This window comes from Streptomyces sp. Xyl84 (assembly GCF_059731885.1).
The window spans coordinates 483,362-498,917 of the sequence record NZ_AP029183.1; the positions used below are offsets into that span (position 1 = coordinate 483,362).

Sequence of the window (15,556 nt, forward strand, 5' to 3'; positions counted from 1 at the left end):
CACCCGGTTCCCGGGCGGTCCCCGGTGACAGGTTAGGTCCCGGCCGGTCCGCGTGGACCGGCCGGGACGTGGGCTGCCCGGCCGCACCCTCCGGACCGCGGGCGGGCAGCCCCCTTTTTCGGCTCGCTCTCTTCGGCTCACTGCTCCAGCGAGCTGTTGCTCAACCCGTGTGCTGCAGCGAGCTGTTGATCAACTCGCTGATTTCAGCGAACTGTTGCTCAACTCGCTGGAACCAGCGGGCTGTTGTTCAGCTCACCGGTGCTCAGCTCGCCCGGTGTTTCTGCAGGCGGCGCCGGCTCATGTACGCGATGGCCAGGCCCGCACCCGCCAGCAGCCCGGCGGCGGCGAGCATCTGCGGCAGCGCGGACATGCCGGTGTGCGCCATCGAGCCCGAACCTCCGCCCGGTGGTGCCGGGTTGACGGGCGGCGCGGGTGCCGGCGGCACCGAGGCCGACGGCGAGGCCGGACCCGGGGACGGGGTGGGGGTCGGCGTCGGAGTCGGAGTCGGGGACGGACTCGGAGTCGCCTTCGGGATGTACACCCCGGCGTCGATCGTGTGATCGACCCCGCCCGGCTTGCGCGGCGCCGTGACAGGCGCCTGCCCGCTGCACAACGGCCCGGTGGACGGCGGAGTCACGTTGGAGTCGTGCGCACGGTCGGCACCGGCTCGCGGGAGCGTGAACCGCAGTGCGGACGCCGGGGGCCGGCCGGGCACCTCGCTGGTGTCCGCGGTGCACACATCGAACTGGACCGTGTATTTCGCTCCCGGTGTGAGCTGGTACTCGGCGCCGACGCCACCGAAGTAGTACTCGCCGTCGGCATCGGTCTTCGTCGTGGCGACCTGCTTGCCGTCCGCGTCCAGCAGGTTGATCGTCGCGCCCGGCAGCAGCACGTGCCCCGGGTCCTGGATCCCGTTGTGGTCGCCGTCGAACCACACGACGTTGCCGATCTGGATCGGCGCGTTCGCCGCCGCGTACGCGACGTCACCGAGCCCGCCGGCCTTGCCGAACCCGCCGCCCTGTTCCTGGCTGACGAACTGGAAGCCGTTGGCGGCCGGGTCGTTGCCGGGGCCCTGACCGGTCGTGACGTCGTGGTACCCGGTCCCGGACGTGGCGACGGCGTCGACCGGGTCGAACTCCGTGCTGACGACCCACTGCTGCTGCGGGATGTAGGCCACCGAGCCCAGCGCGGTCTCCTGGTGCGCGCCGCGGTAGAAGTCGCCGGGGAAGTACTCGACGACACCGGCGGCCTGGCCGCCGCTGTCGGCGGGAGTGGCGTGGTTGGGGCAGGATCCGGTGCCTTCCCACTCGTACGCGCCGGTGGAACTGGCACAGACCATGGTGATGTCACCACCGGACATGCCGTTCTCCACCGCGTCGTTCCCGGGGCGGGGGTCCAGCCCTCCCCAGCTGAGCACGTCCATGAACCGGTCACGGAATCCCAGGACCATCGAGCCGTCGCGGGTGAAGGCGAGGGAGGCCAGCTCCGGCTGCGGATCGATGAAGACGTTGCCCGCCTTCCGGTCGTCCCACGTGTCCAGGCCGGTGTTCCACGGGTTCCAGTGGGTGGCCTTGTCGCCGGTGCCGAAGACGGTGCCGCGTTCCTGCGTGAGCGGGTGGCTCAGCACCGTGGTGAACCGCTTGCCGTCGTAGGTGGAGACGAAGGCCTTCAGGTCCGAGCGCTGCTGCGTGCTCTCCGCGCTGCACACTCCGCCGACGTACAGCGTGTTGTCGTGGACCTGGAGACCGAACGGCCGCCAGTCCTCGGGGCTCGCGCACCCCGGGTCCGGGATCCGGACCGTCGCCTCGGGCGCCCCGGCGGTGTCCCCGGTCGCGTCGAAGCTCACCAGGCTGCGGGTCCGCAGGTTCACCGCGTACAGCGTGGAGCCGTCCTCGGACAGCGCCAGGCCGCCGATGCTCTCCTTGCCCGGTGCGTCGGTGAATCCGGGATCCTTGATCATGTTCGAGCTGTCGTGCGCCGTCACCGCGGCGTCCGGCACCTGCGCGAACGGCTTCGGGGTACCCGAGCCGTCGACCGGCACCGTGTAGATCGCGCCACCGCCCTCCGGCCCGTACGGGGCGTACCGGCGGGCGAACGCGCCCTGGAACAGCCGGGTCCGGTACTGGTCGTACGCCAAGGCGAACGTCGTGCCCACCTGCGCCTGCGTGGCCAGCGTCGCCGGGCAGGCCGCGTCGGTGGGACACGTGCCCCGGACCTTCGTGCCGAACGCCACCAACGCCCGGTTGTCGGTTCCGTTGGCACCGTTCTGGACGGGGACGAAGTACCGCGAGTCCGGCAGCGCGTAGTCGGCCGGATCCCACACGCCCGTCACCACCGAGGCGTTCTTCCCGTCCGACACGTCCACGAACGAGGTGAAGCTGTCGAAGTGGTTCTCCGCCGTCGACGCGGGCGCCGCCCGCAGATGGCCGCTGTACGGGGCCGGGACGCTGACGTCGACGCGGTACCGTCCGCCGCTCAGCACGGTCGAGGCCGACACCACGACCTTTCCGGTGGCATCCGTGACGCCGGTGACCTCGTGCCCGGCGGGGTCGGAGATCTGCACCTTCATGCCCCGCTGGGGCACGTCCATCGTCGCGTTGAGCACGCCGGTGCCGAAGAAGTCGCGCAGCACCTCGACCGTCAGCGTGCCGTCGGCGGCCGCAGCCGCGGCCGGTCCGGCCGTCGCCCCCACTGCGCCGCCCGCCAATAAGAGAACGGACAAGCCCGTTCGCGCCAGCGGATCCACAAGTCTCCAGGCCGGCCGTCGCGAGTCTCTGCCGACTCGTTTCATGGCATCACACTCCACACTTCTCTTGTCCTGAGAACGAAGCATCCGCTTCTCGCCGCAGGCCGTGCACCCGGCCCGGGCCCGGACGCCGGGCCGGGGGCCACCGGGGAACACCGGGGAAAAGAAAAAGGGTCCGCTCCTGTGGAGTGGACCGCTTTGTGGTGATCGTTCGGAATATTGCGGGCACGCCGTAAGAGGCGCGGGCAGGGAAAAGCGAACGCGCGTTCTGAACCTCGGCCAGGACCGCCCTGCATCGCCGTTCTCCGCAGCTCAGTCACCACGCCCTCACCCCCCACCTGCCTTACCGACCACCCCCGCGAGCGGCGCGCGATATTCTATGCACCGCGGTCTCGCCACCACCAGCGGAATCCCTGGAATCCCGGGGGAACCATGAGAGTTCCTGAGCGCCGGGAATGGCACTCGGAAGAATGTGCGACAGCGACAGGATGGCCGGATTCGATCCCACCGATTGTCCCCCGCCCGGATGTCACTCCGGCGAAATACCCGCCACGCAGGGGCGTTGCCCGGAAGGCCGATGCGGTCGCCGGAGACGGCCCGGCGCTGCGGTCGTCCTCTGCGGGCCGGATGGCCGGTCATGGCGGGTCGGTGCCGTGGGGTGGCAGAAGGAGCGCGCGTCTGTTCCGCAGCGCGCAGCTCCCGGTGACGCGCCCCCTTGGGCGGGCCCCAGAGCCTGGCGGCGTGGCGGGGCCGTCAGGCCGGCCGGGGGCCCGCGGAACGGCCCGGCCGGCCCGCACCGACGGGTCGTCACGTGTGACGGTCCGTCAGGGGTGCCAGGGCATCGCGCAGGCCGCGTACGCGGTCGGCGGGGTCGCGTTGGGCCGCCGTCACGGCACGCGGGGACGGCGGCACTGGGGCCGGAACTCGTGGCGAGGGGGCGCGGGTGCGTAGGATCGCCCGGTGACCCAGAGCGCGACCCTGGCCGGGGTCTTCGACGATCTCGCCCCCCGCTACGACCACGAGCACCACGAGGAGGTGGCGCGAGCCCTGCTGGCCCTGGCCGCGCCCGGGCCGGTGGACGCCGTCGCCGACGTGGCCTGCGGCGCGGGCGCCGTGGCCGTGCAACTCGCCCGCGGCCGCTCCGCCGCGGCGCCGCCCGTCCTCGCCGTGGACGTGTCGCCGCGCATGATCGAGGCCGGGCGGGCGCGTGCCGCCGTGGAGGGGCTGCCCGCCACGGCGGTGGACTGGCGTGTGGCGGACGCCGTGCCGCTGCCGGTCGCCGACGGCGGTCTCGACGCCGTGCTGTGCGCCTCCTCGCTGCACTTCCTGGGCGGGCGGGCGGTGGCCGACTGGCGGCGCGCGCTGCGGCCGGGGGGCCGGGTGGGGTTCACGCTGCCGCTGGCCACGCACTTCCGGCCGTCCGAACGCTTCCGCGCGCTGCTGGCGGCGGACGTCCCGCTGCCCGGCGGCGCCGAGGAAGCCCGTGCGTGGGCCGCGGCGAGCGGTTTCACCGACGCCACCGCACGCGTCCACGTCCTCGGCGACCGCCGGGTGGTGGTCGTCTCGGCCGTCACGCCCGGCGGCCGCTGAACCCGCGGGCCCGTCCCGGACCCGGGTCGCCGCGGCCCGCCCCCCGGCGCCGTCCGGCTCCGGCCGGCGGCTCCAGGTAGCCGGCCCGGTCCGCCTCCCAGGTCCGGCGCAGCGGGTCGCGCACCGCGCGGACGCACCGGCCGAGCGGTGTCAGCACGCCGAAGTACAGGACGGCCAGGCCCAGTCGGCCCAGGCGCTCAGTCCACCGGGATCGCGGCACGCCAGTCCCCCTCCTCCCGCCAGGGCGGCTGGTCCCGCTTGTCCAGCAGGAAGTCGCCCAGCACCAGCAGGTCGATCCGGGTCCGCATGAAGCAGGCGTACGCCTCGGCGGGGTCGCGGACGATCGGTTCGCCGCGCACGTTGAAGGAGGTGTTCACCAGCACCGGGCAGCCCGTGCGGTCGCGGAAGGCGGTCAGCAGCGCGTGGAAGCGGGGGTTGCGGCCGGCGGTGACGGTCTGCACCCGGGCCGACCCGTCCACGTGCGTCACGGCCGGGATCGTCGAGCGCGGCACCCGCAGCAGGTCCAGGCCGGTCAGCCGCTCCTGCAGCGGGTCGCGCTCCCGGAGCCGGGCCGCCGCGACCCGCGCGGTCAGCAGCATGTACGGGCTCTCGCCGGTGAGGTCGAACCAGTCCTTGGCGTCCTCGGCGAGCACCGCGGGGGCGAACGGCCGGAAGGACTCGCGGAACTTGGTCTTCAGGTTGAGCGTGGACTGCGTACGGGGGTCGCGCGGATCGGCCAGGATCGACCGGTTTCCGAGGGCTCGCGGGCCGAACTCCATACGGCCCTGGAACCAGCCGACCACCTTGCCCGCCGCGAGTTCGGCGGCCACCCGCTCGACCAGCTCCCCCTCCGGCAGGCGTACGGCGGGACGGTGCTCCCGGTCCAGGAAGCGTGCGATCTCCGCGGCGTCGTACCCGGGCCCGAGCAGGGCGCCCGCCATCGCGTCGGTGCCGGCGCGCACATGGGCGCGGGGCGCGCCCCGGCGGTGCGACTCGGCCAGGGCCGCGCCCAGTGCGCCGCCGGCGTCCCCGGCGGCCGGCTGCACCCACAGTTCGTCGCAGACGCCCTCGTCCAGGAGCCGTCCGTTGGCCACGCAGTTCAGCGCGACCCCGCCGGCCAGGCACAGCCGCCGCTCCCCCGTGCGTTCCAGCGCCGTGCGGGCCAGCCGCAGCACCACCTCCTCGGTCACCGCCTGGACGGAGGCGGCGAGGTCGAACTCGCGCTCGGTGAGCGGTCCTTCGGGGATGCGCCGGGGACCGCCGAACAGTTCCTCGAAGGCGCGGCCGGTCATGGTCCTGCCGTACTGGAAGGTGAAGTGGCGCAGGTCCAGACGGAAGGAGCCGTCCGGCTTGACGTCGATCAGCCGCTCGCGGATGAGGGGCGCCCAGCGCGGCGTGCCGTAGGGGGCGAGGCCCATCAGCTTGTACTCGCCCGAGTCGACCTTGAAGCCGCAGAAGTGGGTGAACGCGGAGTAGAGCATGCCCAGGGAGTGTGGGAAGCGCAGCTCGGCGAGCGGGACCAGTTCGGTGCCCCGGCCGTGCCACAGCGTCGTCGTCGCCCACTCGCCGACGCCGTCGACGCACAGCACCGCCGCCGACGGGTACGGGCTGGGCAGGAACGCGGAGGCGGCGTGCGAGGCGTGGTGCCGGTGGGCCACGACGGGCGGGAGCGGCCGTCCGCCGGACAGCGGGCGCAGCCGTGCGCGCACGTCGTCCAGGGCGTGCCGCTTCCAGCCCGCCCACTGCGGGAAGGCCCGGCGGAAGACCGGGAAGCCGTGCGGTGCCGTCGCCAGCCAGGTGGCCATCACACGGCGGAACTTCAGTGCCGGGTCCTCGTAGAACGCCACGGCCGCCAGCTCGTCCAGGCGCAGCCCCGCCTCCCGCAGGCAGTAGGCGACGGCATCGGCCGGGAAGCCCGGGTCGTGGCGGCGCCTGCTGAACCGCTCCTGCTGGGCGGCGGCGACCGGAACGCCGTCGTGGACGAGGGCGGCGGCGCTGTCGTGGTAGTAGGCGGAGATGCCCAGGACGGGCCCGTCCCGGCCGGGGCCGCCGGGCCGCCCGCTTCCGGTTCGCCCGCCCCCGGGCCGCCCACCACCGGTTCGCCCGTCACCGGGCCGCCCGCCGCCTCCGGGCCGTCCGCCGTCCGCCTGCCCCGTGCCGGTCCGCGTCCGCATGTCAGAACAACGGGTAGACGGACGCGTCGTCCTCGGGCTGCGGGCGCAGCCGGGACCGCGTCGGCGGGGACGGGGGCGGTTCGGCCGCGGGGTCCGCCGCGGGGGCGGCCGGGGACTCGCCGGGGGCCGGGGGGCCGTCGGTGTCCTGGGCGTCGGCGGGCCGCTCGGCGCGGCCGCGGGCGCGCAGCCAGGTCGCGAGGCGGCGGGCCGCCGGGGCCGGGGCCGCCCCGTGCTCCTCCGCGTCGCCGGGCCGGGGGCTCCTCATGCGAGGTCCAGGCGGTCCGCCAGCTGCCGGGCCACCAGGTCGTAGCCCAGGTCCGTGCAGTGCACCCGGTCGATGAACAGCCAGTCCTGCGGTGCGGCGGCCTCGCCCAGCGCCACGTTCATGTCCAGGAACGGCACGTCCAGGGCGGCGCAGCCGGCGGCGAGCCGGTCCGCGTAGGAGCGGCCGACCGCCATGGTGGAGATGTCGTTGTGGAACCGGCGGAAGTTGGACACCTCGTCCAGTTCCTCGAAGAGGAGTTTCTCGCGCGGCAGCGGTTCCTCGCGCACCCACGGCGCGAGCGGTTGCAGGACGAACGTCAGCCGGGCCCCGAGCCCGTCGGCGAGCAGTTTCCACGCACTGAGGTGACGCAGCGTCAGCTCCGTGGCGTGTGCGACGCGCCGGTCCGGCGGGGGTACGACCTCCGGGGCGGGGCCGCAGTCGAAGAAGGCGCCGTGGCGGCCCTGTTTCTCCTCGGGGAGCCTGCTGAGCACCAGGTTGTTCACCCCGGACAGCAGCACGATGTCCGCGACGGGCGGCAGTTCGTGCTGGAACAGGGTGAACAGCAGGAGTTCCTGGGCCGAGTTGTGGCTCTGGCCGGCGAAGTTGAGCCACGGCAGGCGGGGTGCGTACGCGTTCCACAGGCGCGCCGGGACGGTGGCGGGGTCCCCGGTGGCGCCCACGCCGAACACGGCGGAACTGCCCGCCAGCACCCGCACGGGGCCCTCGGGCCGGTCGTCGCCGACCGTGGCCCGCTGCCCGCCGGGGCCGGGCGTGACCCGGAAGCCGTGCCGGTCGGTGGTGTAGACGGGGGTCTTCTCGCCGCCGTACTGGAAGTACCCCAGATAGGGCTGGTCCTCCAGGACGAAGGTGTAGTGCTCCATGTGCGGGGTGTACTGGGCGCGGGGTGACGTCATCGCTGCGGTGCTCCCGTCGGTGGGCGCGGTGGAGGACGGACTGCGGGGAACCGGTCAGGGCGCCGGGGCGGGGGGCGGCGGCGCGGGCAGGGAGCCGGGCCGGTCCTCGCGGATCAGGTCGGCGTTGACGGCCATGCCCGCCAGCCCGCCACTGGCCGCGGCCATCGCCGCCTGGTGCATGGTGCGTCCCAGGTCGCCCGCCACGTACAGGCGCGGGACGCTGGTGCGGCCCCGGTCGTCGGTCTGCAGCGACTCCAGGTCGGGGGCGTCGATCCAGGGGCGCAGGGGCTCCACCCGGGGTTCGATGTCGAGGTGGAGGAAGAGCGCGCCGTAGCTCGCGCCGCCACCGTCCTCGAACAGGACGCGTACGCCCTCGGGGTGCGGTTCGAGTCCCGCGACCTTCTCCGTGCGGACCGGTACCCCGGCGGCGGTGAGCCGGTCGCGTTCGTCCTCGGGCAGTTCGCGCCGGTCGGAGAGGTAGGTGATGTCGTCGGACCACACCGTGAGGGTCGAGGCCAGGCACTCGCTGGGCACTTTGCCGCCGTACACGGCGAGGGTGCGGTCGCGGACCTCCCAGGCGTGGCAGTACGGGCACTCGAACACGGACGTGCCCCAGAGTTCCGCGATGCCCGGGACGGGGGGCAAGAGGGAGCGCACGCCCGCCGCGTACAGCAGGGTGCGGGCGCGGAAGGTGCCGGACTCCTTCGTGGTGACCACCACGTGGTCGCCCTCACCGGACGCGGACACCACCTCGTCGTCACGGAACGACACGTCGTACTCGGCGAGCTGCGCTCGGGAGCGGGCCCGGAAGTCGGCGATGCTCGCGCCGTCGTTGGTCAGCACGTTGTGCATGACGCCCGCCGCCATGTTGCGCGCGTCGCCGGAGTCGATCAGCAGGACGCGGCGGCGTGAACGGCCCAGGTACAGGGCTCCGTTCAGGCCGGCCGGGCCGCCTCCGACGATCACCGTGTCGTAGAGCTGTGTGTCCAATGGTCACCCCTTGTCGGGAAGGTCGGTGTGCGGTTCGGAAGGTGGACGCGGGGGCGCGTTCCCGGGGCCGGCCGGGGTCTCGCGCAGGGGGGCGAGCAGCAGCAGGGCGCCCGCGGCCAGGACGGCGCCGCAGACGACGAACACCGCCGGGACGGACAGGATCTCGGCGAGCAGCCCGCCGAGGAGGGCGCCGATCGGCATCGTCCCCCAGGCGCACAGCCGGGACACGCTCATCACGCGGCCCTGGAGGTGCTCCGGGGTCAGCCGCTGGCGCAGGGACATCACGGGGATGTTCCAGCCCATCATGAAGACGCCGTTCGCGGCCAGCGCCACGGCGGCGAGCGCGGGGTTCGGCGCCGCTCCCAGCAGGGCGTACGCGGCCCCGGACGCCACCAGGGACCAGCGGGCGAGCCGGACGGTGGGCAGCCGGTCGGCGGCCCTGGGCGCCAGCCAGCTGCCCGCGACGGCGCCCAGCGACCCGGCGGTCAGCAGCAGCCCGTACCCGGTGCCGCTCAGTCCCAGGGTGCGGTCGCTGAGCAGGACGAGCATCGAGAAGGTGGCGGAGAAGACCAGGCCGTACAGGGCGCTCGCGGCCAGCGTGAGCCGCAGGGTGCGGTGGCGCAGCACGAAGGCTACGCCCTCGCGGATGTCCGCGAGCACACCGCGGCGCGCGCCGGGGGCCGTCGCGTGGGCGGCCGGACCTGCGGTGGCCGGTCCCTGGCCGGTCTGCCCTTCGGTGACCGGCCCGTCACCGGCCGGCTCCTCGGCGGGCCTCCCCTCGGCGTTCGGCCTCCGGGTGGCCCGTCCCTCGGCGGCCGGTTCTCCCGCGGCCGGTCCTTCGGGGGCCGGTCCCGTGGAGGGCGGCTGCGCCGAAGGCGGCCCGGCGGAGGGCGTCGCCGTCCCGCCCGCCCGGTCCGGCGCCGGTCCGCGGCCCGGCCGGACGAGCGGGGCGAGGCCCAGCAGGAGCAGCGCGGCGAGCGCGTACAGTGCGCCTCCGGCGGCCAGCGCGGCGGCGGCCGTCAGTCCGGCGAGGAGGCCCGCCACGGGCGGCCCGGCCGTCTCGTTGAGCACGATCTGGGCCGCCGACAGACGCCCGTTGGCCCGTTCCAGGTGCCGTTCCTCGACCAGGCGCGGCAGCATCGCGGGGGCGGCGGTGTCGGCCAGCGTCTCGGCGATGCCCAGGACGAACGCCAGCGCGTACAGCAGGCCAAGCGGCCGGTCCCGCGCGAGCAGGAGGGCCGCCGCGGCCAGTGCCGCCGCCCGGACCACGTTGCTGGCGAGCACGACGCGCCGCCGGTCCGTCCGGTCCACCAGGACTCCCGCCGGCAGCGCGAAGAGCAGCCAGGGCAGCATGTTCACGGCGGTCAGGCCGGCGACCGCCGCCGGGTCGGGGTGGTGCGCGACCACCAGCAGGGGCAGCAGCGTCCGGGTGATGCCGTCGCCCGCATTGGAAGCCGCTGCCGAGGCCCACAGCCAGCGGAACGGACGGCCCAGGTCCGCCCGTCCCGCCGTGCGGGTCCCCGGCGACGTGGTGCTAGCCAACTACGCTCCCTCCGTGCCACGCCCGCAGCCCCAGCAGCCGCTCCCCCAGTTCCGTCAGCCGCGCCGGGCCGTACAGCTCGGCCTCCTCCTTGCGCACGCCGCCCTCCGGGGGGTGCGGCGGGACGCGGTCGCGCCAGAACCGCACCCGGGCCTCGCACAGCTCGGCGTTCTCCTCCCAGGCGGGCGCCATGGTGAGGTACTGCGCCATGCGCACCCGCCGCTCGGAGACGTTCGGGTGCACGCCGTGCGGGAGCAGGCTGTTGAAGATGATCAGGTCGCCGGGCGCGACCTCGGGCGTGGTGATCGAGTAGCCGGTGATGTCCGGGGTGAACGGGTCCCGGTCGGCGGGCTGCCGGCTCAGCCACTTCTCCCACTCGGCGAAGATCTCCGGCACGCACTGGAAGCCGCCGATCTCCTCGTCGCCCGCCGTGAGCGAGAGGACCGCCTGGCAGCTCACCGGCAGCGGGTCGGTGGAGGTGTCCACGTCCCAGTGGACGAAGCCGCCGAAGGCCCGCTCACCCCGGTTGGGCGGGTTGACGTTGGCGAAGTCGATGGTCACCCACAGCTCGTCCTGGTCCCAGATGTCGGTGAACGCCTCGTACACCCGCGGGGTCTGGCGCGCGTCCCACTGGGCCTGGTGGTTGTACATCTCGACCAGTCCGCTGTGGCCGGGCAGCCGGTCGTTGCCGGTGTGCGGGGAGGTCCAGGTCGAGGGGTCGTCCGGGCTCATGTCGAGGAAGGAGCGCAGCCCGTCGGTGAGCGCGGCGACCGTCTCGGGCGCCACCGCCTGACGGACGATCACATAGCCTTGTTCGGTCCACTGGGCCCAGTCGGCGGGGGACAGGACACGCAGCGGCTGTGTCTTGCGGATGTCGCGCAGTTGGGTGGCGGGCACGTGCACTCTCCAGGGGAAGGACGCCTGTACAGGATCGGGTGGGCGGGCCGGAACGGGCACCGCCGTTTTCGGCCGATCGCCGCCCGCCGGCCGGGGGCGAGCGGCGGGGCGGGGATCACTCGACGATCAGCCGGCGGCCGGGCAGCACCACGGCGTCCAGCTCCGTCTCCGCGAGCAGCTCCAGGGCCTGGTCGAGGTGGTTGAGGATGGGCCTGCCGCCCGCGTTGGCGCTGGTGTTGATGAGGACGGGCAGCCCGGTCAGGTCGCCGACCGCGTGGCACAGCCGGTGCAGCAGGGGATGGGTGTCGCGCCGTACGGTCTGCAGGCGGGCCGTGCCGTCGATGTGCCGTGCCTCGGCGAGCCGGTGGGCCTCCTGCGGCCGTACCCGCACCGCGAACAGCATGCTCTCGGTGTGGTCCAGGGGGCCGGTGAAGTAGCGGTCCGCGACCTCCTGCGGGCAGATCGGCGCGACCGGCCGGAACCATTCGCGTCCCTTGATGGTCTGGGACACGTGCCGGCGGGCGCCGTTCCAGTGTGCCGACACCAGCAGCGAGCGGTGCCCGAGCGCCCTGGGCCCCGTCTCCATGCCGCCGTCCAGCCAGGCCACGCAGCGCTGCCCGGCCAGCAGGTCCGCGACCGTCCGCACCAGTTCGTCGTCGTCGGCGGCTTCGCGCGCGGACCGTCCGAGCGCGCTCAGCCGCGCGGCGAGTCCGCCGCCCGGCTGTTCCGCTTCCCCCGCCGGCGGATCGTCGAGTCCTTCCAACTGAGGCCCGGCGTAGGCCAGTCGCGCCCATCCGGAGCGGCCGGCCAGAACCGGACGGTCGGACGGTTCCGCGGCGGCCAGGGCGGCGCCGAGCGCGATGCCCGAGTCGTCGCAGCAGGTCGGGACGGACACGCGGGTGAACTGACCGGACTCGGCGAGGCAGCTGTTCGCGGTGATGTTGAGCGCGCAGCCGCCCGCGTAGCAGAGTGTGGAGTAGCTGGGGAAGCGGCGGCTGATTCCGGTCGCCAGCCGGGTGAGGTCCCGCTCCACGGCGGACTGCAGGGTGGCGGCGAGATCCCGGCAGACCCGCTCGTCGGGTGAGGTCCCCACCGGGGTCCTCCGGCCGTCCGGGGTGCGGATCTCGTCGGGGAACACGGACCCGAAGGAGTGCACCACGTCGTCGTCCGAGGAGTCGGCCAGACCCACGTCCAGGTAGCCGCCGCTGACCGGGTCGTACTCCCACCAGGTGTCGGCGTAGCGCAGCGCCGAGCCGGCCAGCCGGTCCTCGTCCAGTTGTTCGTACAGGTCGGGTGAGGCGCGCCGGGTGGACTGCGGGACCAGCATGGCGCGCAGCACCGGCAGCAGGGAGGGATCGCTGTCGCCGGTGGCCGCCAGGCCGAGCAGTTTGCCGGTGTCGAACTGGCTGCCGTGCACCCGCCGGGCCAGCGCCTCGTAGACCAGGCCGAAGCGCGGGCCGCCGCGGTTGGTGAACGACATCACCGGGGTGAGCTGGTCGCCGTCGCCGAGGCAGACCATGCCGCACTCGGCGTAGTTGCCGGTCCCGTCGAGCGCCAGTACGAGCGCCTTGCGGGCGCCGGAGGTGTAGTAGGCGAGGGCGGCGTGCGCGTAGTGGTGGCGGACGGCGACGAGCGTGATGTCGCCGAGCCCTTCGGCGAGCGGCCAGTCGACGGGCTTGAGCACCCGGGTCACCGCGTCGGCGAGCCCGGCGCCGCCCCTGGCCGTCCAGCGCGCGTCCTCGTTGACCAGCTCGACCAGTGCCGGCGGCAGGACCCGGCACACGGGGGTGTACCAGTCGGCCACCGCGACCCGGGTCACCGGGCCGGCCGCCCGCTCGCGCAGTTCCGCCAGCCAGCCGCCCGCCGCCTGCCGGAATCCGTCGTTGCCGCCGCACACGTGGCGCAGCCGCAGGCGGCGTTCCGCCTCGATGATCCGGTAGCCGTCCGCGTCGGTCAGGGCGGCGCCCGCGTCGTGGCCGAAGTGCATCCCGATCGTTGCCATGGAACCAGTCACCCTTCCTCAGCCGGCCGCGGGCTCACCCGTGGAGCGGCGGCCCGCCGTGCGCGGGACGCCGGGGACGTGCGCGGGGACGCGCTCACGACAGCGCGGCGAGGCTCTGCGCGTGGTGCCGCTCCAGGAGGCCCTGCACCACCTCGCGCATGTAGGCGCAGTAGCCGGGCGACATCACCTGGATCGAGCCGTTCTCCTCCTCCAGCGCGCCCGCCGAACCGCCCGAGCAGGTGCCCTGCAGCTCGCAGCCCTGGCAGCCCGGCCCGTTGGTGTAGGCGCGCATCCCGTAGTCCTGGTAGGCCGGGGAGGCGAAGATGCCCCGCCAGTCGTCGATGGTGCCCAGCACCCGGGCGGTGGCCTTGCAGGCGAAGACGCTGCCGTTGGGTTCGATGGAGAGCTGCCGGCCGACCGCCGGACACGTCTTGTAGTCGGCCTGCTCGGCCCACTTCGCCTCGTCGATGATCATCTGGAAGGTCTGGTACCAGTAGCCGCTGAGCTGGACGCCGCGCTCGCGCCCGTAGTCGACGGCGGCCAGCAGCCGCTGCGCCACGTCGTGCGGGCTGTGCTGCTGGAAGAACTCCTTGGCCTGGAAGGAGACGATGACGTCCAGGGTGTCCAGACCCGCCTCGGCGACGAAGTCGATCAGCGGGGTGCCCCACTTGTCCCAGGTGTACTGGGACAGGACCGTGGTGATGCTGACCGGGACGCCCGCGGCCTTCATGTCGAGGATCGCCTTGCGGACCACCGGCCACGGGGTGCGCTGCTGCTGCCCGCCGCGGAACTCGCCGGTCTCCGGCACCAGGTAGTCGATGGAGACGGTGGTGTCGACCCGGTGCTCGGCCAGGGCCGCCAGCAGTTCGTCGTCGATGCGGGAGCCGTTGCTCGTCAGGTCGTAGGACAGGGTGACCCCGTCGTGGCTGTCGCCGAAGGTGCGCAGCACGTGCAGGATCGTCCCCCGGGCCAGGGTGGGCTCGCCGCCGAAGAAGGAGACGGTGAGGTGGCCGCCGCCGTTGGCCTTGCGCAGGGCGATGGCTTCCTTGATCGTCTTCTCGGCCACCTCGCGGGACATGTGCATCGAGGGGTTGCGGGCGCTGTCCGAGCCGTGGTTCCAGTCGCCGCTCGCCAGGGTGGGCCCGGAGTCCTGGCGGACCGGCCCGGTCCCGTCCTCGCGGGAACGGCGCAGCTCCACGAGGACGGGGCCGGGCTTCACGGACTCGCCGGAGGTGTTGCGCTCCTGCACACCGCCGTCGAAGTTGTACGCGAAGCAGCCCTGACAGGAGAAGTTGCAGGCGTTGGTGAGCACGAGCTGGATGGAGGAGTGGAAGACCCCGGTGCCCAGCGCCTCCTGACGGCTCTCGAGCAGGCGGTCGATCTCCCGGGCCTCGTCGTGGCCGGCCTCGACCAGGAACCGCGCCTCCACGAGGTCGCGCAGCGAGTCGTCGTCGAGCCGCTCCCTCAGCCGCTCCACGCTGAGGCCCTGGGAGGCGTCCTTCAGGAGGTCGACGACGTCCTTGTCGACGAGCCGCGCATTCCCGTACAGCGAATGAAAGGCCATCGTCCGCTCGTCGCCCTCAAAGGAATTGACGCGTCCCCCGAAAGACGTGAAATCCCGGTCACCCGCGGCACGCAGGGTGCGGACGTAACGCGAGGACTGGTACACCGAATTCTGCATGCTGAAGACTTCTCCCTGCGTCTCACGGCTTTCGGCACGGTGCGGGGCGCGGCCCTCCTCCACGGCCCGGCCGCACGATTCGGCGGGGCGGGCGCGGGCGCGGCGGGCGCGCGGTACGGCGTCGGCGTAAGGGCTCTGCGGGCGCGCGGTCCCTGGAACGCGGACCGACCCCGCACAGGGGTTCGGTCCGCGCTACGGCCCTGGGGTCCGGCCTGCCGGACGGAACCCCGGTCAGCCTCGGCGCTCAGGCGGAGGCGGACTCTTTCCGCTGCTCGGCGGGGGCGGTGTCGGCCTCCACCTGCTTGCGGACGGGCGTGATGGTCGGCGCGTTGCCCTTGTCCGGCGAGACGAACGCGCAGGGCCGCGACGATGCGGTGACCGCAGGTCGGGCGACCTTCCTGACTTCGGCCATGTGGCCTCCTCGATAGGTGCGGGACACAACGCGTTCCACTGAAGCAGAGGAGAACAGGGGCGATAAGACTTCATCCGGACACACTCGAATCCACGGGCGACCGCAGGGTTTAGGGCACGGAATCGATCTTCCGTCGACCACGGACGGCCCGACCGGTCCGGTGTTTTGCCCGGTCTCTATTCTTGATCGCATTTCCGGCGAGCCGGCCGGCCGCCCTCCGGGCGACTGCGGGACGAATCTCCGCCGGGACGAATTCCGGCCAGAAGGGGAAACCGGGGGCGGCCGGCGCGCCCGGACGATCTCGGCGGGAGCCGGCCCGGGGGCGCCGGGAGGGCCCTCCCGGCG

General features: G+C 73.5%; 12 protein-coding genes. 1 reads left to right on the forward strand and 11 read right to left on the reverse strand.

From position 1 onward, the window contains the following. Nucleotides 1–262 precede the first annotated feature (262 nt). Nucleotides 263–2,692 carry an SdrD B-like domain-containing protein gene (locus AC6I72_RS33855; protein ID WP_498005283.1) on the reverse strand — a complete coding sequence of 810 codons (2,430 nt, stop codon included), beginning with the start codon at nt 2,690–2,692 and terminating at the stop codon, nt 263–265. A gap of 1,014 nt (nt 2,693–3,706) precedes the next feature. Here AC6I72_RS33855 and AC6I72_RS33860 point away from each other — a divergent pair. Next, on the forward strand, nt 3,707–4,336 hold the full coding sequence (locus tag AC6I72_RS33860) for a class I SAM-dependent methyltransferase (protein WP_498005284.1): 630 nt from the start codon (nt 3,707–3,709) through the stop codon (nt 4,334–4,336). Here the strand turns inward: AC6I72_RS33860 and AC6I72_RS33865 are convergent. The 10 genes from AC6I72_RS33865 to AC6I72_RS33910 form a co-directional block, all read right to left on the reverse strand. Next, nucleotides 4,317–4,556 carry a hypothetical protein gene (locus tag AC6I72_RS33865; protein ID WP_498005285.1) on the reverse strand — a complete coding sequence of 80 codons (240 nt, stop codon included), beginning with the start codon at nt 4,554–4,556 and terminating at the stop codon, nt 4,317–4,319. The two genes, AC6I72_RS33860 and AC6I72_RS33865, sit on opposite strands and share 20 nt — an antisense overlap. Next, the gene (locus tag AC6I72_RS33870) at nt 4,534–6,510 is read right to left on the reverse strand and encodes a carbamoyltransferase family protein (protein WP_498005286.1); all 1,977 of its coding nucleotides are present in this window, start codon (nt 6,508–6,510) and stop codon (nt 4,534–4,536) included. Before AC6I72_RS33870 ends, AC6I72_RS33865 begins: the two co-directional genes overlap by 23 nt. 1 nt (nt 6,511) lies before the next feature. After that, on the reverse strand, nt 6,512–6,775 hold the full coding sequence (locus AC6I72_RS33875) for a hypothetical protein (RefSeq protein WP_498005287.1): 264 nt from the start codon (nt 6,773–6,775) through the stop codon (nt 6,512–6,514). Then, nucleotides 6,772–7,689 carry an SGNH/GDSL hydrolase family protein gene (locus AC6I72_RS33880; protein WP_498005288.1) on the reverse strand — a complete coding sequence of 306 codons (918 nt, stop codon included), beginning with the start codon at nt 7,687–7,689 and terminating at the stop codon, nt 6,772–6,774. Before AC6I72_RS33880 ends, AC6I72_RS33875 begins: the two co-directional genes overlap by 4 nt. 54 nt (nt 7,690–7,743) lie before the next feature. Then, a complete protein-coding gene (locus AC6I72_RS33885; RefSeq protein WP_498005289.1) occupies nt 7,744–8,679 on the reverse strand; it encodes an NAD(P)/FAD-dependent oxidoreductase in 936 nt (311 codons plus the stop codon). Nucleotides 8,680–8,682: 3 nt separating this feature from the next. Next, nucleotides 8,683–10,221 carry an MFS transporter gene (locus AC6I72_RS33890; protein WP_498005290.1) on the reverse strand — a complete coding sequence of 513 codons (1,539 nt, stop codon included), beginning with the start codon at nt 10,219–10,221 and terminating at the stop codon, nt 8,683–8,685. Next, complete coding sequence (locus AC6I72_RS33895; protein ID WP_498005291.1) at nt 10,214–11,116, reverse strand: phytanoyl-CoA dioxygenase family protein; 903 nt, start codon at nt 11,114–11,116, stop codon at nt 10,214–10,216. The genes AC6I72_RS33890 and AC6I72_RS33895 overlap by 8 nt, the downstream gene beginning before the upstream one ends. Before the next feature lie 115 nt (nt 11,117–11,231). Next, nucleotides 11,232–13,118, reverse strand: a complete 1,887-nt coding sequence (locus tag AC6I72_RS33900; protein ID WP_498005292.1) for a carbamoyltransferase C-terminal domain-containing protein — start codon at nt 13,116–13,118, stop codon at nt 11,232–11,234. 94 nt (nt 13,119–13,212) lie between these two features. Then, nucleotides 13,213–14,799, reverse strand: coding sequence for a radical SAM protein (locus AC6I72_RS33905; protein WP_498005293.1), 1,587 nt, complete (start codon nt 14,797–14,799; stop codon nt 13,213–13,215). Between the two features lie 244 nt (nt 14,800–15,043). Further along, on the reverse strand, nt 15,044–15,211 hold the full coding sequence (locus AC6I72_RS33910) for a hypothetical protein (protein ID WP_158771598.1): 168 nt from the start codon (nt 15,209–15,211) through the stop codon (nt 15,044–15,046). Nucleotides 15,212–15,556 lie beyond the last annotated feature (345 nt).

Excerpts from the sequence above, each read along its gene's own strand:
- AC6I72_RS33875 (WP_498005287.1), bottom strand. The coding sequence starts at position 6,775 with ATGAGGAGCCCCCGGCCCGGCGACGCGGAGGAGCACGGGGCGGCCCCG.
- AC6I72_RS33905 (WP_498005293.1), bottom strand. The coding sequence starts at position 14,799 with ATGCAGAATTCGGTGTACCAGTCCTCGCGTTACGTCCGCACCCTGCGT.
- AC6I72_RS33880 (WP_498005288.1), bottom strand. The coding sequence starts at position 7,689 with ATGACGTCACCCCGCGCCCAGTACACCCCGCACATGGAGCACTACACC.
- AC6I72_RS33910 (WP_158771598.1), bottom strand. The coding sequence starts at position 15,211 with ATGGCCGAAGTCAGGAAGGTCGCCCGACCTGCGGTCACCGCATCGTCG.
- AC6I72_RS33900 (WP_498005292.1), bottom strand. The coding sequence starts at position 13,118 with ATGGCAACGATCGGGATGCACTTCGGCCACGACGCGGGCGCCGCCCTG.
- AC6I72_RS33870 (WP_498005286.1), bottom strand. The coding sequence starts at position 6,510 with ATGCGGACGCGGACCGGCACGGGGCAGGCGGACGGCGGACGGCCCGGA.